The 19,077-nt window shown below is 42.9% G+C and carries 24 protein-coding genes; 16 read left to right on the plus strand and 8 right to left on the minus strand.

Annotated elements, in window-relative coordinates:
* Positions 1-73: 73 nt before the first annotated feature.
* Positions 74-622 carry a hypothetical protein gene (locus PFZ69_RS10485; protein ID WP_270181028.1) on the minus strand — a complete coding sequence of 183 codons (549 nt, stop codon included), beginning with the start codon at positions 620-622 and terminating at the stop codon, positions 74-76.
* Positions 623-831: 209 nt separating this feature from the next.
* On the opposite strand from PFZ69_RS10485, the gene PFZ69_RS10490 reads away from it, so the two are divergent.
* The 4 genes from PFZ69_RS10490 to PFZ69_RS10505 all read left to right on the plus strand — a co-directional run bounded on the left by PFZ69_RS10490 (position 832) and on the right by PFZ69_RS10505 (position 1,951).
* The gene (locus PFZ69_RS10490) at positions 832-1,089 is read left to right on the plus strand and encodes a hypothetical protein (protein ID WP_270181029.1); all 258 of its coding nucleotides are present in this window, start codon (positions 832-834) and stop codon (positions 1,087-1,089) included.
* A 180-nt stretch (positions 1,090-1,269) separates the two neighbouring features.
* Positions 1,270-1,488, plus strand: coding sequence for a DUF1659 domain-containing protein (locus PFZ69_RS10495; RefSeq protein WP_270181030.1), 219 nt, complete (start codon positions 1,270-1,272; stop codon positions 1,486-1,488).
* Positions 1,489-1,525: 37 nt separating this feature from the next.
* The gene (locus PFZ69_RS10500; protein WP_270181031.1) at positions 1,526-1,741 is read left to right on the plus strand and encodes a DUF2922 domain-containing protein; all 216 of its coding nucleotides are present in this window, start codon (positions 1,526-1,528) and stop codon (positions 1,739-1,741) included.
* Positions 1,742-1,801: 60 nt separating this feature from the next.
* A complete protein-coding gene (locus PFZ69_RS10505) occupies positions 1,802-1,951 on the plus strand; it encodes a YvrJ family protein (RefSeq protein ID WP_270181032.1) in 150 nt (49 codons plus the stop codon).
* An 807-nt stretch (positions 1,952-2,758) separates the two neighbouring features.
* Here the strand turns inward: PFZ69_RS10505 and PFZ69_RS10510 are convergent.
* Positions 2,759-3,679: a DMT family transporter gene (locus PFZ69_RS10510; protein WP_270182018.1), complete on the minus strand. Its 921-nt coding sequence runs from the start codon at positions 3,677-3,679 to the stop codon at positions 2,759-2,761.
* Between the two features lie 113 nt (positions 3,680-3,792).
* Between PFZ69_RS10510 and PFZ69_RS10515 the strand changes: the two genes are divergently transcribed.
* On the plus strand, positions 3,793-4,710 hold the full coding sequence (locus PFZ69_RS10515; RefSeq protein WP_270182019.1) for an AraC family transcriptional regulator: 918 nt from the start codon (positions 3,793-3,795) through the stop codon (positions 4,708-4,710).
* Positions 4,711-4,847: 137 nt separating this feature from the next.
* On the opposite strand, the gene PFZ69_RS10520 is transcribed toward PFZ69_RS10515, so the two are convergent.
* A complete protein-coding gene (locus PFZ69_RS10520) occupies positions 4,848-5,426 on the minus strand; it encodes a LysE family translocator (protein WP_270181033.1) in 579 nt (192 codons plus the stop codon).
* A 135-nt stretch (positions 5,427-5,561) separates the two neighbouring features.
* Between PFZ69_RS10520 and PFZ69_RS10525 the strand changes: the two genes are divergently transcribed.
* Together PFZ69_RS10525 and PFZ69_RS10530 are read left to right on the plus strand one after the other, a co-directional pair.
* On the plus strand, positions 5,562-6,440 hold the full coding sequence (locus tag PFZ69_RS10525) for a LysR family transcriptional regulator (RefSeq protein WP_270181034.1): 879 nt from the start codon (positions 5,562-5,564) through the stop codon (positions 6,438-6,440).
* Between the two features lie 160 nt (positions 6,441-6,600).
* The gene (locus PFZ69_RS10530) at positions 6,601-7,215 is read left to right on the plus strand and encodes a DUF3885 domain-containing protein (protein ID WP_270182020.1); all 615 of its coding nucleotides are present in this window, start codon (positions 6,601-6,603) and stop codon (positions 7,213-7,215) included.
* A gap of 142 nt (positions 7,216-7,357) precedes the next feature.
* Here PFZ69_RS10530 and PFZ69_RS10535 read toward each other — a convergent pair whose 3' ends face one another.
* The 3 genes from PFZ69_RS10535 to PFZ69_RS10545 form a co-directional block, all read right to left on the minus strand.
* Positions 7,358-7,543: a YjzC family protein gene (locus tag PFZ69_RS10535; protein ID WP_270181035.1), complete on the minus strand. Its 186-nt coding sequence runs from the start codon at positions 7,541-7,543 to the stop codon at positions 7,358-7,360.
* Between the two features lie 166 nt (positions 7,544-7,709).
* A complete protein-coding gene (locus PFZ69_RS10540; RefSeq protein ID WP_270181036.1) occupies positions 7,710-7,889 on the minus strand; it encodes a hypothetical protein in 180 nt (59 codons plus the stop codon).
* Between the two features lie 73 nt (positions 7,890-7,962).
* Entirely contained in the window at positions 7,963-9,645 is a 1,683-nt protein-coding gene (locus PFZ69_RS10545; protein ID WP_270181037.1) for a M20/M25/M40 family metallo-hydrolase, read from the minus strand.
* A gap of 175 nt (positions 9,646-9,820) precedes the next feature.
* Here PFZ69_RS10545 and PFZ69_RS10550 point away from each other — a divergent pair, with 175 nt between their 5' ends.
* The 5 genes from PFZ69_RS10550 to PFZ69_RS10570 are packed head-to-tail and all read left to right on the plus strand — an operon-like array spanning position 9,821 to position 12,329.
* A complete protein-coding gene (locus tag PFZ69_RS10550; RefSeq protein ID WP_270181038.1) occupies positions 9,821-10,495 on the plus strand; it encodes a GntR family transcriptional regulator in 675 nt (224 codons plus the stop codon).
* Positions 10,496-10,510: 15 nt separating this feature from the next.
* Complete coding sequence (locus tag PFZ69_RS10555; protein ID WP_270181039.1) at positions 10,511-10,957, plus strand: GNAT family N-acetyltransferase; 447 nt, start codon at positions 10,511-10,513, stop codon at positions 10,955-10,957.
* Positions 10,958-10,983: 26 nt separating this feature from the next.
* On the plus strand, positions 10,984-11,220 hold the full coding sequence (locus PFZ69_RS10560; protein WP_270181040.1) for a hypothetical protein: 237 nt from the start codon (positions 10,984-10,986) through the stop codon (positions 11,218-11,220).
* Between the two features lie 39 nt (positions 11,221-11,259).
* The gene (locus PFZ69_RS10565) at positions 11,260-11,436 is read left to right on the plus strand and encodes a hypothetical protein (RefSeq protein ID WP_270181041.1); all 177 of its coding nucleotides are present in this window, start codon (positions 11,260-11,262) and stop codon (positions 11,434-11,436) included.
* Positions 11,437-11,456: 20 nt separating this feature from the next.
* On the plus strand, positions 11,457-12,329 hold the full coding sequence (locus tag PFZ69_RS10570) for a DUF4097 family beta strand repeat-containing protein (RefSeq protein WP_270181042.1): 873 nt from the start codon (positions 11,457-11,459) through the stop codon (positions 12,327-12,329).
* Positions 12,330-12,406: 77 nt separating this feature from the next.
* On the opposite strand, the gene PFZ69_RS10575 is transcribed toward PFZ69_RS10570, so the two are convergent.
* Positions 12,407-13,177 (minus strand): SDR family NAD(P)-dependent oxidoreductase, encoded by a 771-nt coding sequence (locus PFZ69_RS10575; protein ID WP_270181043.1) that lies wholly within the window; start codon positions 13,175-13,177, stop codon positions 12,407-12,409.
* A 91-nt stretch (positions 13,178-13,268) separates the two neighbouring features.
* On the opposite strand from PFZ69_RS10575, the gene PFZ69_RS10580 reads away from it, so the two are divergent.
* Positions 13,269-13,637 (plus strand): MerR family transcriptional regulator, encoded by a 369-nt coding sequence (locus PFZ69_RS10580; RefSeq protein ID WP_270181044.1) that lies wholly within the window; start codon positions 13,269-13,271, stop codon positions 13,635-13,637.
* Positions 13,638-13,709: 72 nt separating this feature from the next.
* Positions 13,710-14,114, plus strand: coding sequence for a VOC family protein (locus tag PFZ69_RS10585; protein WP_270181045.1), 405 nt, complete (start codon positions 13,710-13,712; stop codon positions 14,112-14,114).
* Between the two features lie 28 nt (positions 14,115-14,142).
* Here PFZ69_RS10585 and PFZ69_RS10590 read toward each other — a convergent pair whose 3' ends face one another.
* The gene (locus tag PFZ69_RS10590) at positions 14,143-16,170 is read right to left on the minus strand and encodes a sigma-54 interaction domain-containing protein (protein ID WP_270181046.1); all 2,028 of its coding nucleotides are present in this window, start codon (positions 16,168-16,170) and stop codon (positions 14,143-14,145) included.
* Between the two features lie 184 nt (positions 16,171-16,354).
* On the opposite strand from PFZ69_RS10590, the gene yfcC reads away from it, so the two are divergent.
* Both yfcC and iadA read left to right on the plus strand, forming a co-directional pair.
* The gene (gene yfcC, locus PFZ69_RS10595) at positions 16,355-17,860 is read left to right on the plus strand and encodes a putative basic amino acid antiporter YfcC (RefSeq protein WP_270181047.1); all 1,506 of its coding nucleotides are present in this window, start codon (positions 16,355-16,357) and stop codon (positions 17,858-17,860) included.
* An 18-nt stretch (positions 17,861-17,878) separates the two neighbouring features.
* Positions 17,879-19,045, plus strand: coding sequence for a beta-aspartyl-peptidase (gene iadA, locus PFZ69_RS10600; RefSeq protein ID WP_270181048.1), 1,167 nt, complete (start codon positions 17,879-17,881; stop codon positions 19,043-19,045).
* The last annotated feature ends 32 nt before the right edge of the window (positions 19,046-19,077 follow it).

Genomic DNA, 19,077 nt, shown 5'->3' on the forward strand with positions numbered 1-19,077 from the left:
TCTTGTCCTTTGTATCCTTCAATATAAGAGAGCTTACCCTGCTTGGATAAGCTCTCTTATACGTGGGAAGCGTTCATTGCTTTGAACTCTTGATGACCTTTGGTCTCTTGTATTTACTCTTTTTGGAGGAGCTATTTTGCAGCTGCTTCATTTGGAGCTTCTGAGCCAGGTCGGTTTGACCGTTCTCGCTTCGACCGTTCTTTGTTCGTTCGTTATTAGTACTTGGAGCTACTTGAGGCTCTGGTGTTCGAATCGTTCCGCTACTCTCGCCAATAACACGAACCGTCTCTGATACCCGATCGATCGGTGCGTTCGATGTTTCTTCTAACAATGCGAAGTGAAACTCGTAGTTGCCAAGTTCTCTAAATGTACCGAGGATCGTTGCGCACGTATCCGGGTTAACGCCCTCGAACACAAACGTACCGAGGCTATCGAACGTGATCGGTGTACCATCCATAAAGAATAAATCAATATTCTGGGCCTGATCGGGATTGCCCAATGAAACGAGAACGTTTGTATTTAATGTTGGATTGCAGTCGATTGAGAATACACAGATAGACAAGATGTTTTGTACATCCGTATCGACGATAGAAGGGTTTCTGACGACTAAATAAAGAGACAACCGAATTAACCACCTTTCATAATCTATCTTAAAGTATATGCAAACGGGCTTTTATTGGATTGGATGACTTGCGTCTAATTTTTGGGAAGTGGATAACGAAGGTGAGTTCGACACCATTCGGGGAGTGACAGGCACTCCATAGGGAACTTTATGATGGGGTAAGCCGTAGATAAGGTAGAAGATCTTTAGCCTATCAGGAGGAAGCGCTTATGTTCACAACCATCATGTCACTATTACTCGCGATCGTTCTTATTGCTTCAATCGTTCTCGTTATAAAGAAACGAAGAAAGGCGGGGCAAACTGGATTGAAGAGTGCGCTAACACCGATTTGCTTCTTTTCAATCGCCATCATCAACTTGTTCGGAATGTGGTTTGATCTTCTTGGAGTGTTCATATGGTCCCTAAACATCATCTTATTGTTGGTAGGGGCATACATTACGAAATACTCACTTGTCCAAGAAAAATGAGTTTCATAGCCAATAACTAAATATGAGGTGAAGAGGGTGTTATGAGATTATCTCATAACGCCCTTTCTTGCGTTCGACAGGATTCGGGGAGTGACAGGCACCCGAATCTTTTTTTTGGACATGCCCCTTTTTGCGCTTTCGTTTCGATATATAGGGTGAAAGCGAAAGGAGGTGACACACATGGCAACAGCTTCTCTTAATAGCACGCAGCTTCGTATGGTACTTGACGTTGGAGTCGATGAGAAAGGTAAGACGATCTTTCGCAGCAAGAACTTCAACAACATCAAAGTCACAGCTTCGACGGACGCATTGTTCACCGTTGCAGCAGCGCTAGCTCCACTACAACAGCACACGATGTTTGCGGTTGAGCGCAATGATTCTTCTGATCTACTAGGCTAGTACGCTATCCAACTAAATAAGGGAGGAGGTACCCGACATGGCAAAAACACTTGAACTTCAATTTCTTAACGCTGACAACAAGCCGTTCTCGATCTCACTTAACGATCCGGTCGAGCCGGTAGATGCAGCAGCGATCTCCGCTGCGATGGACACATTGCTTCAACAGAACATCTTCTCTACTAGCGGTGGTGATCTTGTATCAAAACGAGGCGCAAGAATCGTTGAACGTAACACGAGCGACGTGATCATCTAATCTACCTGAGAGAGCACTTGCTCTCTCTTTTTCCAGTAGCTAAAAAAAGGAGGGATTGTCGTGGAGTCTTGGATGACACTCATCAGTGATGTTGGTTTTCCGGTCGTGGTGACGCTCTACTTGCTTCACCGCATCGAACAGAAGCTCGACACGCTGAACGATACGATTCTACAGCTGCCAGAGAATATCTCGTTACGTAACGATCACTAACAGGAGGATGGTGAGGGCTCCCTCACCACCTCACGCTTATACATATTGAAATACCAACTTCATAGTGAACAAGTCCTCGTCCATTTTCAAAAAAGCAGAATGGTGCGAGGTGTCTTTCGTAATGTCTTTTTTCTGAAAGCTGTTCAGAACGTGGAACCCTAGTAACACGTTTTAAATCTAAACTTGACAGGTTAGCTGAAGCCGATGAAATAACTTTAGCGTTCCCGCAGAACACGCAGTTCCCGATTTCTGCGGCGGGAGACTATGGCGTGAACAGCCCTAATGGTTCGGTGAGGTAACCAGGCGTACTACGGTACGGGTAGCAGGGAGAAGACGACGCACATGGGACTGGTTTCATGTGTAGAAAGCTCTCTGTTGAAGGAATTCAAGCGTTCAAATTGGGTGATACGGTGGCCCCCTCAGACAAACTCAGTACCATTCAGGACGTCTGCTTTTTTCTACAGTACTTCGTGCTGTAGAAAAGGTAGTCTTTCTCTGTCCAATGTTTCCTTATCAAATCTAGTTCATTCAGGTTATTGAAGAGCGGTAAGTCAAGGGAATCGTAGATGTTTATGAAAAAAGAAAAGCCGTTAAAAGGTAGAGGAAATAGAAAGAGTGAATAGGGAAGGTGCTAAGTTAGTAGGTAGTGTGAGGGGCGGGGTCAGATTTAGAGGGGTGAATCCATAACGTTTATAAAGTCAAATAGTGTTTTAGATAGAGAGGGACAAGGAGCACGTGAGCTTGTCCCTTCACTAGTTTACAGACTCATTCATCAAAGCGTTCCGTCATCGCTGAGGAATTTGTTATTCATCCGGCTGTTTTTGGAGCACCTTTTTTATTAATGGAAAGGAATAGCGTCATACCGATGATGCAGGTCATACCGATCCATTGAAAATAGCCAAAGGGTTCACTTAACCAGATAACCATCGTTAATACCGCGGAAAGTGGTTCCAAGTTACCAATTAAACTTGTTTCTTTAGGCATTAGATAGTTAAGGCTTTCAATGTAAAACCAAAACGCAACCATTGTACCAAATATAATGACAAAGATAAGATACATATAAATCTCAACTGTAAAGGTTGAAAATTCTGCTCGCCAGGGAGGGTGTATAAACCCTAAGCATATTCCTCCAATAATCATTGCCCATCCAACAACAACAAGGGAATCAAATTCTCTAAGTAAAGGAATAGCATATAACGTGTAAAAGGCAAGGGCTACCCCCGATAAAATGCCCCAAAAGATAGAGATCCCAGGCACCGATAGTTCAGAAATCGATCCGTTGGTAAGTAATAAAAAGGTCCCGAGTAAAGCAAGAAAGACAGTCATCCCATCGTATTTATTGAAAGAAGTTTGTTTCCGAAAGAACAAATAAACGATGATCATAACTGGAGCGAGATATTGCAGCAGTGTAGCAACAGCAGCATTTCCATAATTAATAGAAGCCATATAAGTGTATTGGACCGCCAGCATGCCAAATAATCCAAAAATGACGATCTGACCAGCACTGCGCTTATTCTTCCAGATCCTAATCATGCTTAAGCTGTTTTTCCTTAATGATTGAACAGCCAACAGTAAAATCCCTGCTAAAAGTAAACGAATGGTTACGAGCCAATTGACATTGATCGCGAAATCTTGGAAAAGTTTTTGTGAAACCGTGCCCCCTACTCCCCAAAAGACAGCACCTGTTATAACCAGCAGTAACCCTTTGCTTCTAATATGTCTTTCTATCAAATGCATTCACCTCAATACTATAAAGATAATGATATAATAGTTGAAAAAAAGCGGAGTTTATAGTCATATTGAATCTAAAAATATAAATATATTGAGGTGGTAGTTTGCAGATAAAAGATTTTAAGTTAGACGAAGAATTAAAAGAACTGACAAAGCACCGTACCATCGAATTACCGATCGCCTGTTATGAAACGACAATTTCCAAAAATGTAAATGGGTATATCCCCCTCCATTGGCATGAGGAAGTACAATTTGTACTTGTTAGGAGAGGGGAAGGAATCTTTCAAATAAATGAAGTGAAGGTTGTATTGAAAGAGGGAGAAGGCTTATTCATAAATAGTGGTCAGTTGCACATGGCTGAAGAAAACCTGCAAACAGGCTGTGACTATATTTGCTTAAATGTTTCACCTCATTATGTGCTGCCACATGAACTCTATTCGAGATATGTTTTTCCGTATATTAAAGCAACGAATTTGCCTTACCGATTCATCGGAACAAAGAGTTCCTGGGAGAAAAATATATTGAACTCGATTCTTAGCGTTCATTTTTTAATTGAAGAAAAAGCCCCATATTTTGAACTTGATACGTTTATGGTGATAAACCAAATGTGGAAAGAACTTATTATGAATGGTCTGCCATTAGAGTACGACGAAGTAGAAGCTGTAAAACAAAGTCGGATGAAGCAAATGGTAACGTTCATACATCATCACTATGGAGAAAAAATCACGTTAGATGATATTGCAGGATCCGGACACTTAAGCCGGGCTGAATGTTGTCGATATTTTAAAGCAATGTTAAGGAAGACACCGTTAACCTATGTTTTGGATTATCGTATCCAGAAGAGTTTAGTTCTTCTTCAGCAACCTGACGCTAATGTGACCGACGTAGGCTATGAAGTAGGATTCAATAGTACAAGTTATTTCATTAGTAAGTTTCGAAATAAAATGGATATGACTCCCTTGGCCTACAAAAAAGAGTTTCTCAGTAATTATTTGGGTGAAGAGAAGGAGAAAGATGGTAATGGTTGATACATTCAGTTCCACTCGGATGGGATTTTAGCTGATGGATGTGGGTAACAAAAAAAGTTGGCCTTTACCCTCAAAGAACCTGATACAAAAACAAACCTCTCACTTTACGTTGAGAGGTTTGTTTAATAAGTGAATCACTAGAGTGAAATTGAAACTGCAGAATAAATCAGTAGTCCGCCCATAATCATTCGAAACGCTCTGTCGTGTTTTGCGAGAAAGGTTTTTAAAATAGAACCGAATGCTGACCATACTAGCAATGCTAGCCATCCTAAAAAGATGGTGATCATCAAATAGAATACGATAGAAAAAAGCGAATGGTGAAACGGTAAGATAAAGGCACTCATGACTGTTAAAAAGAACAAAATACTTTTGATATTAATCACTTGAAAAATGAAACCTGATAAAAAAGAAGAATGAACTTCTTCAGTATCCTTCTTTTGCTTATTAGACAGACTCACCTGCCAAGCGAGGTAAAGAAGGTAGACGGCACCAGCTAGTTTAAAGTAGGGCTCTACGATAGGAATCCAATTGTAGAGGCCTGCTGTGAATAGTGCACTGACTACTCCGAGGACGGCAAATCCTGTCATGATGCCGCTATTAAATTGCCATGCCCCTGTAAATCCAAAACGCCTTGCTTCATTCATCATTAGAATGTTACTGGGTCCAGGTGTGATCGACGTAATAATCACATATGAAAGAAACGCTAACATGCTCATATCATTCACCTTCACTTACTAAATTTACTTTCTGATAGCTTTTATTGTAAGATGGTCATATCGATAAATAAAATTGAAATTATAAAAAGTATTATCATTTTTTTCGATAGATAAGAAACTGTAAGGAGAAATGATATGGAAATTAGACACTTGATTACATTTCAATCCATTATAGAATCAGGCAGCTATACGGGCGCAGCTGCAAATTTAGGTTACACGCAATCCACCATAACCTCTCATATTCAAGCACTTGAAAACGAAATCGGAGGGGCGCTTTTTACTTATGTAAAACGAAAACTACAGCTGACTCATTTGGGGAGAGAATTAATTCCTTTAGCAGAAGATTTACTCTCTACTCATGAACAGATTAAAAACATACAAAACAGCCGGGAAGTTAAAGGTGTATTAAGAGTTGCGGCTCCAGAGTCATTAACCATCTCTCGTTTAGGACCGATCATAAGAGAATTTTCCATAAGGTATCCGGAAGTAAGACTGATCTTAACCAACGGGACTTGCGGACAAAACCAAACCGATTTATTAAGCGGACGAGTAGACATCGCTTTGATGGTATACCCAGAAATAAGTTTAGAAAAATGCATCCATCATACGTTAAGAAAAGAGGAGATCGTTCTTATAAGCAGCAATGATGGTCCGGATCATTTTAATGAGTATAAACATGACGAAAATCAGGTTTTTATAACAAATGAAGAAGGCTGCAGTTATCGGACTATGTTCGAAAGATATCTTATAAAGCATGGCATTCATCAGTTTCAAACGATGGAGTTGTGGAGCATTGAAGCTATCAAACAAATGGTCATAAGTGGACTTGGATTTGCAGTGTTGCCCTACATTACTGTAAAAGAAGAGGTAGAAAGCGGTAAACTGAAGGTCCTCAAGCATACTGAACAGCTTGATCCGCTTTATTCCCATATGCTGATAAAGAAGAAAAAGTGGTTGTCTCCAGCCGTAGAAGCCTTTGCTGAGCTAGTATTAGATTCATCATTCAGTAACTAAAAAGATGCGAAAAATTCATGTATTATCTATGAGAAGGTTGTATTGAATGGATGGGATTGCTTACTCGGAAGAGAAGCGCTAGATGAGCTTTTCATGGATGTTAAAGAGGAACTTGATAAAACAACCGCTAGAGGGTGAAGTTGTGTTATTAAATGAGTATATGGAGTCCAATTACCCTAACCTAGAACTCAAACCGCCTTTATTTTATAACTGGGACATTGGAATTCGATTTCAATTAGGAGTGGAACTAAGTGAAGCAAGTACTAACGACGATCCTGCCTACATACAAGGGGTGTACAACAGAGCGATCACGTTATTTGAGTGCTTACATTCCCACACAGATAACATGTTCGTTGTAGTCGATGTGAATGATTATGGGGACGGAAAACCCTTAAAACCTAAATTACGGAACTTTTCTCCATATGTTAAGGAGAAATCCGTATTGTATAAGGTGAGACATCAATCGATTCTTCAAGATCACGACGAAGATGAAAGATTCAAAACACATCGATTTACATTAATGTGTAAAACACCGGACTTTAAACACAAGCAGATGTTAAAGGCGATTTGTAATCAAGATATGGGGATAAAACCTAAGATTGAGCACAGAGTGTATTTCATAAATCTTAATAAGAAAACGATATTTCACGTGTATGACGATAGGGGTTGTGATGTGTTGGCTGCCTCTCCTGAAACAATCGGGGAACTCTATAAGCGATATTACGATTGGATATTAGGATATGACCGAGAAAGGATAGACAAGGTATTTAAGTAGAGATCTATGCTTCTTTCTACTTCAGGAATAATTCACTTTTGTTCCTCGACTGAATGATCATTATGAAAACGGGGAGTTAATGGCGGTTATAATTGATCCAAGCAAAAACCCTAAAGACCTAAGTCTTCAGGGCTCCACCTTTTTATGCTTTCTTCCAGTATGCTGATTCTTTGCTAGAACGTACAGGAGGGAACGTTTCCCCGCTTTCGAGGCTAATGTGTTTTTCATCCTCTGTTACGTCTCCACTTCCATTTCCGTTTGTTAAACCATCAAATTCATACTTTCCGTTCTCAGGTGCTTTTTCTCCAGTTTTGTAACGATCTGCCATGATTTCATCACTCCTACGTTTAAAATTTAGGTAACTACATAGCGTATGTATCACGATACGATCGTTTTCAAACCGCTGAATGTGCAATCAAAACAAAAAAGGCCAGAGGCTGCTGCCTCTGGCCTTTTTGAACTGCTTTACTCACAATCTTCTGTGTAAAGGTAGCTTACATCTCACTTTCCTCTTTCCCATTCGCATACTTGTAAAGAATTATCCCGATTGTAATGACCATGCCGATGGCTTTCAGAAACATATAGCCAAAGTCCCCTCTGGTTAAGTCAAAGATGATCGCCCCTAAGAAGAAGATAGCAGCTAGGATGAAAACAATCAGTTTTACCTTACTCATTTGCACACCACCTTGTTTTTTATCCATTACCCTCTTCAGGTAGAAAAAAACAATATTTGTAAGGAAGTGGCATCTACTCAGTGACTACCTTTTTTCCGTGCCTTTCATTTGATTGATCGAGCAGCATCTTCGTAGTATCTCGGATGAGTGTTGGCAGGACATCGAACGAATAAGGTTTATAGACACGCTCCGTCCATTTGTGTCCGTCCTTCCCATACACGCCCATGTTCACAGACGGAACGTTTAATTCACGTATGGCTTTGATTTGAATCGGATACGTTTTTGAGAGCTCAGGAAAGTTCTTCACGAGTGCATCGATTTCATCATCCGTCTCATGCAGCGATAAGAAACTACCATCTGCAAGGTATGGAAAGAACTTCTTCACTGCGAACGTTTCCCCTGTGCGCTTTGCCGTTTCATCTAGATTACGCTTCACAACATCAAGCAAAAGCTGGTCACGCTCACTTTCTCCCAAATAATTGTGGGGAAGGTAAGGAGGACCGAAGAAGATGATCACTCTTGGTTTCTTATCTGGATCAAGCTGTTGAAGTGCTTCTACGATTTTAAAACAAAGCATGCGCGCCTCGAGGTCTTCGTTTTCCTCGATGACTTGGGCAGTCACTGAGTCGACATCTGCGCCTTTTCCTTTCAACTCATCGATAAATGATTCAAGACTCGTAACTTCGATATGCCACGAGAGATTTCGAGTCGGAAGTCCCGTTCGCTTGATGAACTCTTGGTAGTTCGCTGAAAGCGTTGCTTCGACCTCTATACAAGCATCCACCGTCAGTTCCTCAAGCTTTCTCATCACATCCTTCGCCGTCGCTTCATAAATAAAATAGTTAAAATACAAGTAGCTGCTTTTCGCGGTCTGAACGTTATAGAAATCTTTCGTGTCCTTCTGATACAAACACGAAGGAGGAAGGATGAGCTCCCCAGGAATATTTTCTGCTAAGTTGATGTTGTTGTTGATTCTTCGATTGATTTCAGCTGAGATCAACGTTGAGTCGATTCCAGATAGGGTGTCACCAACATGCGTTTCTCTCCCATAAATATAAAAGCTCGGTAAAAGCTTTCCGGCTGAACCGGTATAAATATAGCGATGTGGATCACCGTCGTATTGAGGCGTCATAAAGTCAGCGTTGATTGCACAAACAAAGTTCAGCCCTTGTCGCTTCAATCGATTTAACTCTGATATCGCCGTCGTGATCCCTTTATGCTGGCTTTCTTCATCGGGATTCCCCATGTAGAGGATGTTTCCATTGAGCTCTTCTTGATGCATCGAAAAATAGAGTAAGTTTACAAGATGGACCGCTACACCACTCTGCATATCGAGTGCCCCTCGACCAAACAGCCAATCACCAGACTCCGCATCTTTCTTTACGTCTTGATCAAACTGATAGTTTTTGAAAAAGGCCTCTAACGCATCGGAGTTCAGCGCATCTTTTTTCAAGCTGCCATAATCATCCGTCCCAACTGTATCGAGATGCCCATGGAACAGTATCGTGTTCTTCGTATCGTTTTGACTTTTAAGGAATGCGAAGATATTCTTTCTACCTAGTTTCTGATCGACAGCCTGCTCCCAAACAAGGTGAGGATTCTTTTTGAAATATGGAAAGGATAGCAGCGTATCTTTAATAAAGTCCGCAACAGCTGCTTCTCCTGATGTACCGTTGATGCTTTCGATCTCAACCAAAGCCCGAGTTAGTATTTCTACTTGCTCTGGTATCGTTTTATCGATCAATTTATGATACATGAGCTTGTGCCCCCTTACTTCTGTTCATTAATGTAGTTCAAAATTGTACTACAATTTTATTGTAAGGCCTTTCTTTCGATTTGAATAGCCTAAATTTTTCAAGCAAGTGCTTGGCTTAGAAGCGTAGGTCGCTTATGCTAGTAGTACCGTACATTTAAAGTAGAGGGGATCACCTATGACAAAAAAGTCTGCTGAACAAAGGATTGTCGATAAGTTAAAACAAGCTATCTTGAGGAGAGAGCTTGCGCCCGGAACGAAATTAGTAGAAGCGATCATATCGGAAAAGCTGAACGTAAGCAGGACCCCGATCCGTCATGCGTTTCGAAAACTAGAAGAAGAAGGCTACGTGACGCTTGTACAGAACAAGGGTGCGTACGTGGTACAGCCAGACATAAAGGAGATCATTCAGGCGTTTGAACTGCGGATCGAGCTAGAGTGTATCGCAGTAAAGTTCGGGCTCGATAAGGTCTCAGATCACGATATCTTAAGGTTAGAAGAGACGCTCGAAGAAGAGGTGAGCGTTTATAAAACAGAAGATATCCCAGAATACATCGCGCTTAACAAACGATTCCACATGCTTCTAGCAGACAGGAGCGATAATAAATACATAAGTGAATTTTTGCGTAAGGTGATCGATCAAATCGATATTTACCTGCGAATTTATGATGTCGTCGATACGCAGAGTGAGGAAAAGAACATAAGTCTCGATGAACATCGGAAGATCATCGAAGCGATCAAGAGCGGAGACGTCGAAGAAGTGCAAAACGCAATTCGCCATCATTTAGAGAGTACGCTCGATACATTGAAGCAAACTGCAGAAGGGTATAAATCGCTCGATCAAATGTTGTAGGAAAGGAAAATGACAATGATGTATACATTTGTTCCAATCACATTGGAATACCTGAAAGAAATTGACGCATGGGACTATGAAGGCCGCTTCGAAAACCTCTTTATGAAACCGTACTTTACTTCTTATGAGAAAGACGGTGTGCTGATCGGTCCTGGTGGATGTGATGGTTTCGTGGCTCTTGAAGGGGAAAAAGTTGCTGGACTTTTTGAGTTCACAGTAAGCGGTAATACAGTGGAGATCGGACTTGCTCTTCATCCTCGTCTAGTTGGGAAAGGACTCGCCGTCGATTATGTAAACGAGGGGATTCAGTTCGGATTAAATTACTATGACGCGAGGATCGACGTGGTTAGGTTAGAAGTGGAGAAAACAAATAAAGCAGCCATCCGAGTCTATGAGAAAGCAGGATTTAAGAGAGTGGACGAAACGGATGACGACATTGTCATGAAGAGAGATGTAGAATAACACAAAATGATTGGAAGGTTAGTTGATTGAATAAGGCGAAGGAATCTAGAAAGTACGTATTATTTGTCGTCGCATTTTTTATTTTGATCACGATCGATCGGTTTCTGATCGAAGCGAAATGGTTCGATTATCTTTATTATTTCTTCATGCTATCTGTGCTCGCGTTGATCAGCGTCATCCATTTCAAACAGAAAAAATGGGTGTATGCAGGAATCTTTACGATTCTATTATTCTGGTATGTTTATGGGTTTCAATTCATTTAATACAAAGACAAATTCATAGCAGCAAGGGGGAAGTGAACGATGAATGTCAATCGATTTAAGCTATGGCTCGGTGCTGTGATTTTCGCTCTCGTTGCTTTTTTCATCACGAAGCTCGTTTGGAGTACAGTTCCGACTGCGTTCTTACTCGTTTATTTAATGGTTGGGTATCTTGTCATCTTCTTTTTAACGGTCATCATTCAAAGTAGGAAAACGTAGCGGATGGGGGATGTGCGGTAGTGAAAAAGTTCGTTCTTTTGTTGGGAATCATCTTACTTCTTATAGCGGGTGTTATGTATTTTACCGATGTTGGGGCAGAAAGAGTTTCGTTAAATGTAAATGAAGAAGTTACGGTAGAAGGGATGAGCTCGCTCGATGTCAAAACAACGTCAGCAGACATTGTTTTTCGTTCTACAACAGAGGAGAAGCTTTCTGTAACGTTGGAAGGAACAGTCAAGAAAGATGGCGATAACCAGGAGATCGACGTGACAGAGAAAGATGGAAATCTTGAGGTTACGTATGTACCTGATAGTAAGCTTGGAGTTAATCTTGTAAGCAAAAATGTAACGCTCGTTATCGAAATACCAGAGAATGCTTTTGAAACGTTAAACGTTCGTTCCACGTCTGGGGATATTGATGGGGTAGCACTTACGACCGATACCGTCATGATCGAGTCGACTTCTGGTTCTCATACGCTTGAAGGATTTACAGCCACAACCGTTTCGTTAGCAGCTACAAGCGGAAACATAGAACTAGGCGAGAGCACAATCGAAGATCTTTCGATAGAGTCGACGAGCGGAAGTATCGAGGTTGATCGTCTAACTGCAACCTCTGGGGAGATCGAGGCAACGTCTGGAGATGTCACGCTCGTAACGGAAGAAGAAAGCGAAACGTTTGAGATCGAAACGACGAGCGGCAGTGTCGAGGTGATCTATTCAAAGAAGCCTACAGACCTTGAGATAACGTTCGATGGAAACTCGGGCGAAGCTGATAGTAGCCTGAAGGATCTGTTATACAAGGAGAAAGAAGAGAACGAATTTCATGGTGTGATCGGAGAAGCGACGAATAAGCTAGTGGTCGAAACTACGTCAGGAGATTTCTCGGTAAAATAAGTCTCTTGGTCCTCTTGATTGAAACGGTTATTTGAAAAAGGGAGCTCGTCAACGTACTGACGAACTCCCTTTTCGTTTTATGAATCTGAATCTGCTGCTCTCGACGCGTAAGGATAGATGGGATCACGTAATGAGAACTCATACGTGTACCCGTCAACGATTCCGACGACTTTATCGCTTTTATAGAGATCGAGCATGAACGCGGCCATTTCTTTTGCTGTGTGATACTGCGGAACAGCTTGTTCATAGCTAAACTCATCAACATCCAACGAGCGTTCGGCAAATTCTGTTTCAGTTGCAGCAGGTGCCAGGACTTTCGCTTTTAGCTTCGCCCCTTTTCCTTCGAGCTCTTGCGCTAATCCTTCTGTAAACGCACTAACGAAGAACTTTGTTGCACAGTACGTCACGGCATCGGCGACAATCGTGTATCCTCCCCCTGATGAGACATTAATCAGCTGTGTTCCTTCTTTATCCGCATAATCGCGAACGTAAAGAGACGACAGAATTGTGAGCGCTTCGTTATTTAATCGAAGCATCGTTTCGATCTTCGGTAAGTCTTGATCACCTACAGAATCAAAGTTCCCGAACCCGGCATTGTTGATCCACGTGTCGATTTCATATTCCTTAAGGTTTTCGTAAAGGTTATACACTTGTTCGTTGATCGATAAGTCGGCGACGCGCACGACGACGTCCAATTCTGAATTGATGTTTTGGATTTCCTTTTTTAGTGCTTCTAACTTTTCTTCTCTTCGTGCGACAAGAATAAGATTCTTACCCTCTTCGGCAAACGTTAACGCCGTTTCATAGCCTATCCCTGAGCTTGCTCCAGTAATGACGGTGTATGTCATGTGAATTCCTCCTTTATTTGCTATGATCATAGCGTAACTGTTAAAGTTCACTTTAAGGCAAGCCGTTTGTTTTAAAAAATTGGAGGTTGCTATGTATTCGATAAGTGAAGTTGCCGCAAAGGTCAATATAAAGCCGCATACAATACGCTTTTATGAGAAAGAAGGAATCATCGAGCCGCTTAGGGATGAAAATGGTGTCAGAGAGTTTGATGACGCCCTCATCAAATGGCTCATGTTTATTAAAAAGTTAAGAGAAACCCAGATGCCGATCACGGACTTAAAGAAATATGCCCTTCTGTTTAAAGAGGGTGATCACACTGCACGAGAGAGGCTCATGCTATTAGAGAATCACCAAAAGAAGATTCAGCACCAGATTGAAACGCTCAAGGCAACAGACGAGATGCTCGATGGAAAGATCGCTGCATACAAAAAACATGTCCTAAATAAAAGTCATCGTTGAAAAAAGGGTTCCAACGCTTCATGTAGAAAAGTGAGTGGGGTGGGATTGAAAATTTGAAGATGAGGTGATGGCATGGCGTTACAAGTCAATCAAGTTTACTTGAACTTACCTGTAAAAGATCTTGATCGATCGGTATCCTTCTTCACTGAACTAGGCTTTGAATTCAACGCTGAGTATACGGATGATAAAGCAACATGCATGGTGATCAACGACAATACTTACATCATGCTGTTAGTAGAAGAGTACTTTAAGACGTTTACAAAAAAAGAGGTCGTGAATGCAAAGGATGGAACAGAGGCAATCGTTGCGATATCGGTGAGTAGCCGAGAGGAAGTCGACCGCGTTGTGGAGAAAGCTCTGAATTCTGGAGGAAAAGCGTCCTCAGATCCAGTCGATCACGGGTTTATGTATGCTTCGAGCTTTCAAGACCCTGATGGTCACATCTTTGAAGTGCTGTCGATGGAGCAACCCGCTTAGGTTCTGATACACGAAGCCGCTAGAATCCCTAGCGGCTTTGTGCTTGTAATTGAGCTAAATACCGTTCCCCTTCTAACGTAATGTGAGTACCAGCTCGTCCGCGTCCTTTGATCACGTATCCCTCTCGTTCGAGGTCGTTCAGGCGGAGACGGACTTGTTGTGGAGTGAGTGGCGTGGTGGAACCTTGACTACTCTCGGATAAGTGGTTTCGGCTTGCAGATTTTCCTGCGTCGTTTCTCTCTTTAATTCCTTTTAAAATCATCTCATGTTCGTTTGCTTCCATACTGCTTTCGGGTAGTGTTGAAGGCTCTGTCGAAATTTTTTGCAACCTGTCATGAGGCAGATCGTTTAATGTAATCGTTGAACCGCTTGCGACGACAAGTGCATAATCGATGATGCTTTTTAGCTGGCGGATGTTCCCTGGCCAGTCGTACGTTTGAAATCGCTGAATCACATCATCATCGATCTTCATCCAGTTGCCGCTCTTTGTAACAAAATAATTCATCAGAAGCGTAATATCACTCACACGTTCTCTGAGTGGTGGGATGGAGAGATGAAGGACGTTCAATCGATAAAATAAATCTGACCGAAAAGACCCTTCTGCGATTTTATCCTGAAGGTTTTTATTCGTGGCGGCGATCACCCTAACGTTAACGGGGATGATCTTTCTTCCGCCGATCCTTCTGATTTCTTTCTCCTGCAGAACACGAAGGAGATGAGCTTGAACGGTCGAACTGATATCCCCGATTTCATCAAGAAAGATCGTGCCGTTATCGGCGAGTTCAAATAATCCTTTCTTACCGCCTTTTTTGGCTCCAGTAAACGTTCCTTCCTCGTACCCGAACAGTTCACTTTCGAGCAATGTCTCTGTTAATGCACTACAGTTGATGGCGATGAAAGGACCGTTTTTCCGAAGGGAGTGGCGGTGGATCGCATGAGCGAAAAGTTCTTTTCCAACGCCTGTTTCGCCGTGAATGAGAACGGGGTGCTCTGACATCGAGAGCTTCTTCGCAATCCGTTTGCACTCTGTTAAATGAGGATGCTCCCCTAATATATCGTCGAAGTCGTATTTCGCTACGAATCCTTTCTTATGCTGCTCTCGCTGGGCAGTTTTTTCAATTTCAAACGCTTGGTTTACACTTTTAAACGTTACGACGATCGTGTGCTCACCTTCCATGTGCTGTCTGAACGCGACGACGTCGACGCCGTTCATCGAAAGGTACTTGTTTTCTTCTGTATCGTGAAGAATGAATTCATACAGTTCTTCATCGACGACGTCCTTTAGTGGCTGGTCGACGACTTCTTTTGCTGAAAGCTGAAAAAGGGCTTCAAGTCGATGGTTGAAAAGGGTGATGCGTTCTTTTCGGTTGATCGCAAGGATCCCATCATCAACTGTATCTACGACGTTTTGATAGTGTTCAGTCGTCCTCGTTGCTTTTTGTTCAGCGAACAGGATCTTTCGATGTAACGTGATCATACTGCGAATGTAGCGCTCAGAGACTTTAGAAGAAATCACGTCATCAAGATCGAAGTGATCGATCATCTTAAGGATGGTGGCCATATCGAAGGGCCTGACGCCGATGTCGATCACCGTATCGATGTAGGCGGGGCATAGGTGCGTTTCACCAGGGGATATGGCGATCGTGATATCGTCATAAAACATCTTTCCTTTTTTATAAGGGACGAATTTGATGTGGTTGATGCCAAGCTGATAGAGCGATTCGATCACGTCGACCGTCGTTTGATCGTCGTCGTTGACCATGAGGACGGTTTCGCCATCGGGGAGGGTCAACAGTTCTTCGATGTAATCGTGACGAATCGTTCTGTTGCCAACGACGACTTTTGGACTTTGGATCGTTGAGAGAGCTTCCGCTTCCAGTTTAGCGGCTTCAGAAGAATACAGAATGATCTTATCAGACCATTCGAGAGGGAGCCCTTCATCGACTGCGAACGATGTGACAGAGATGTAATCTCCAAGCAGCTGGTCAAGCTGCTCTCGTAATACTTCCTTTGTTCGACTACTCCCAGCGATGAGCGTAAGGGTAGGCTGACTCATATAGAACACCTTCTTTTTCTTATTGGTTCTATTGTATCACCAATTAGTAACAAATGAACCCGATAGCAGGACGTATTTTCGTGATTTTTCTGACGATTAAGGAAGATCAAAACTTGGCATGAAACTTGCATTGTATATAGTAAGCAGTCTAAAACCAATAGTAGTAACGGAAGGAAGGGGAAACATGAAGAAAGAAAAGAAAGAGATTAAAATGCCTCATACGTTTGTTATTGTCTTTTTTGTCGTATTGGCAGCGGCGGTTCTTACGTATTTCATCCCAAAGGGAACGTTTGAAACAAAAGATGTTACCTACGTACACCAGGGGCAGGAGCAAACGAAGACCGTACTTATTCCTGATAGCTTTTCTTATGTAAAGGACGATGAAGGTAACGCTGTACGTGAAGGTGTGAGTCTGTTTGAGCCTTTTGGTGAAGCAGGGTTTCTAAACTATGTATTCGAAGGTCTCGTATCAGGGAGTAAGTGGGGATCGGCTGTCGGAGTCGTCGCCTTTATCCTGATTATCGGTGGTGCCTTCGGGATCATCATGCGAACGAAAGCGATCGATCAGGGAATTCTCTCGATCATCGATAAAACAAAAGGGCGAGAAGTGTTGATCATCCCTCTTATGTTCGTCTTGTTCTCACTAGGCGGCGCGATTTTTGGAATGGGAGAAGAGGCGATCGCGTTTGCGATGATCCTGATCCCACTCGTCGTTGCGCTCGGATATGATGCGATCACAGGTGTCATGATTACATACGTTGCGACGCAGATAGGATTCGCAACATCGTGGATGAACCCGTTCGGCGTTGCGATCGCGCAGGGTGTTTCAGGAATACCTGTATTGTCAGGTGCACCGTTCAGAATCGTAATGTGGATCGTCTTCACGCTTGTAGGCGTTCTTTACACGATGTGGTACGCGAACCGCATCCGAAAGGACCCATCGAAGTCCCTCTCAACAGAATCGAATCAGTACTTTAAAGATTACAATAAAAATCAAGAACTGGACTCGCGATTCAGTCTCGGTCATGGACTCGTTGTGATCACGTTGTTTGCTGGGGTTGGCTGGATCATTTGGGGCGTTATTAAAGATGCTTACTACATTCCAGAAATCGCAACACAGTTCTTTACGATCGGTCTTGTTGCCGGTATTATCGGCGTCATCTTCAAACTGAACAACATGACGGTCAATGATATTGCAGAAGGATTCACAGACGGAGCGAAAGACTTGCTTCCTGCCGCGCTCGTCGTTGGGATGGCAAAGGGAATCGTCATCATACTTGGAGGCGATGCAGCTGGAGAACCATCCGTTCTGAACACGCTTCTTTACAGTGCTGGGAACGTTGTGGACGATTTCCCTCAGGCGGTTTCAGCGTGGTTTATGTTCCTGTTTCAGTCTGTCTTTAATTTCTTCGTTGTATCAGGGTCAGGACAAGCTGCACTCACGATGCCACTCATGGCTCCGCTTGCAGATATCGCTGGTGTAACGAGACAGGTTGCCGTTCTTGCATTCCAGCTTGGAGACGGATTAACGAACATCATCGTTCCAACGTCAGCAGCCCTTATGGGAACGCTTGGTGCTGCGAGAATGGACTGGGGAACATGGTTTAAATTCATCATCAAGTTCCAACTCGTGCTGTTTGCGCTAGCATCCATTTTTGTCATCACAGCGTCACTCATGAATTTTCAGTAATAGCTTGGAGGATCGTACATGTTTACTATCATAAGAAATGCAGAAATCTACAATCCTGATCATCTAGGGAAAAAAGATGTGCTGATCGCGTTCAGTAAGATCGCGATGATCGATGAGCGCATCGAGCTTCCTGAAGACATTCCACACAACGTGATTGAAGCAGATGGGAAGCTCCTTTTCCCAGGCTTCATCGATTCACACGTCCACATCATGGGCGGAGGTGGAGAAGGAAGCTACCGCACGCGAACACCAGAACTCACGCTTAGTCAAGCGACGTCTTCAGGCGTCACCACATTGATCGGTGTGATCGGAACGGATGGCACGACGAGAACGATGCCAGATCTTATCGCAAAAGCAAGAGGGTTAGAGGAAGAAGGAATCACTTGCTACGTTCATACGGGAAGCTATCAAGTTCCGGTAAAAACGTTAACAGGTAAAATCGAGGATGACCTCATCTTGATCGACCGCGTGATCGGAGCAGGAGAGATTGCGATCAGCGACCATCGCTCCTCACAGCCAACAGTGGAGGAAATGGCGAAGATTGCGTCAGCCGCACGTATCGGAGGCATGCTTTCTGGTAAGGCCGGCATCGTGAATATCCACGTGGGAGATTCCCCTACGAAGCTAGCTCTTCTTGAAGAAGTGGTAGAAACAACGGATATTCCGATCAAAACGTTCCACCCGACGCATATCAATCGAACGGAAGAGCTATTTCGTTCAGGACTAGACTATGCGAAAAAAGGTGGATACATCGATTTCACAACGAGCACCATCCCGCAATTTTTAGAAGAGGGAGAAGTGAAGTGCAGCACTGGTTTAAAACGTGCGTTAGAAGCAGGTGTACCTGTGGAACAGATCACGTTCACTTCAGATGGTCAGGCAAGCCTGCCAGCGTTTGATGCGAACGGTGAATTTGAAGGATTGCAGATCGGAACGGTTGCATCTCTCTACAAAGAAGTGCGAGATGCGATCGTGGAAGATGGCGTTCCAATCTCTGACGCTATTAAAGTGATTACGAAAAATCCCGCTTCCCTTCTAAGACTGAAGGATAAGGGCGAAATTGCGGTAGAGAAGGATGCTGACCTCGTTCTTGTGAACAAAGGTTTTGAAGTCGATACCGTGTTCGCAAAGGGACAGCTGATGGTAGAAAACAAAGAAGTCCTCGTGAAGGGGACGTTCGAATAAAACAAGGTACCGCACAACAACCTGTGCGGTGC

Origin of the sequence: Alkalihalobacillus sp. CinArs1 (assembly GCF_947387515.1) — a bacterium.
Classification (GTDB): domain Bacteria; phylum Bacillota; class Bacilli; order Bacillales; family Guptibacillaceae; genus Guptibacillus.

Bases quoted from the DNA above. Each gene is read 5' to 3' on its own strand.
- PFZ69_RS10535 (WP_270181035.1), bottom strand. From the start codon at position 7,543: ATGGCAGATCGTTACAAAACTGGAGAAAAAGCACCTGAGAACGGAAAG.
- PFZ69_RS10545 (WP_270181037.1), bottom strand. From the start codon at position 9,645: ATGTATCATAAATTGATCGATAAAACGATACCAGAGCAAGTAGAAATA.
- PFZ69_RS10565 (WP_270181041.1), top strand. From the start codon at position 11,260: ATGAATGTCAATCGATTTAAGCTATGGCTCGGTGCTGTGATTTTCGCT.
- PFZ69_RS10500 (WP_270181031.1), top strand. From the start codon at position 1,526: ATGGCAAAAACACTTGAACTTCAATTTCTTAACGCTGACAACAAGCCG.
- iadA (WP_270181048.1), top strand. From the start codon at position 17,879: ATGTTTACTATCATAAGAAATGCAGAAATCTACAATCCTGATCATCTA.
- PFZ69_RS10585 (WP_270181045.1), top strand. From the start codon at position 13,710: ATGGCGTTACAAGTCAATCAAGTTTACTTGAACTTACCTGTAAAAGAT.
- PFZ69_RS10525 (WP_270181034.1), top strand. From the start codon at position 5,562: ATGGAAATTAGACACTTGATTACATTTCAATCCATTATAGAATCAGGC.
- PFZ69_RS10555 (WP_270181039.1), top strand. From the start codon at position 10,511: ATGATGTATACATTTGTTCCAATCACATTGGAATACCTGAAAGAAATT.
- PFZ69_RS10495 (WP_270181030.1), top strand. From the start codon at position 1,270: ATGGCAACAGCTTCTCTTAATAGCACGCAGCTTCGTATGGTACTTGAC.
- PFZ69_RS10580 (WP_270181044.1), top strand. From the start codon at position 13,269: ATGTATTCGATAAGTGAAGTTGCCGCAAAGGTCAATATAAAGCCGCAT.
- yfcC (WP_270181047.1), top strand. From the start codon at position 16,355: ATGAAGAAAGAAAAGAAAGAGATTAAAATGCCTCATACGTTTGTTATT.
- PFZ69_RS10575 (WP_270181043.1), bottom strand. From the start codon at position 13,177: ATGACATACACCGTCATTACTGGAGCAAGCTCAGGGATAGGCTATGAA.
- PFZ69_RS10590 (WP_270181046.1), bottom strand. From the start codon at position 16,170: ATGAGTCAGCCTACCCTTACGCTCATCGCTGGGAGTAGTCGAACAAAG.
- PFZ69_RS10530 (WP_270182020.1), top strand. From the start codon at position 6,601: ATGGAGTCCAATTACCCTAACCTAGAACTCAAACCGCCTTTATTTTAT.
- PFZ69_RS10520 (WP_270181033.1), bottom strand. From the start codon at position 5,426: ATGAGCATGTTAGCGTTTCTTTCATATGTGATTATTACGTCGATCACA.
- PFZ69_RS10540 (WP_270181036.1), bottom strand. From the start codon at position 7,889: ATGAGTAAGGTAAAACTGATTGTTTTCATCCTAGCTGCTATCTTCTTC.
- PFZ69_RS10550 (WP_270181038.1), top strand. From the start codon at position 9,821: ATGACAAAAAAGTCTGCTGAACAAAGGATTGTCGATAAGTTAAAACAA.
- PFZ69_RS10490 (WP_270181029.1), top strand. From the start codon at position 832: ATGTTCACAACCATCATGTCACTATTACTCGCGATCGTTCTTATTGCT.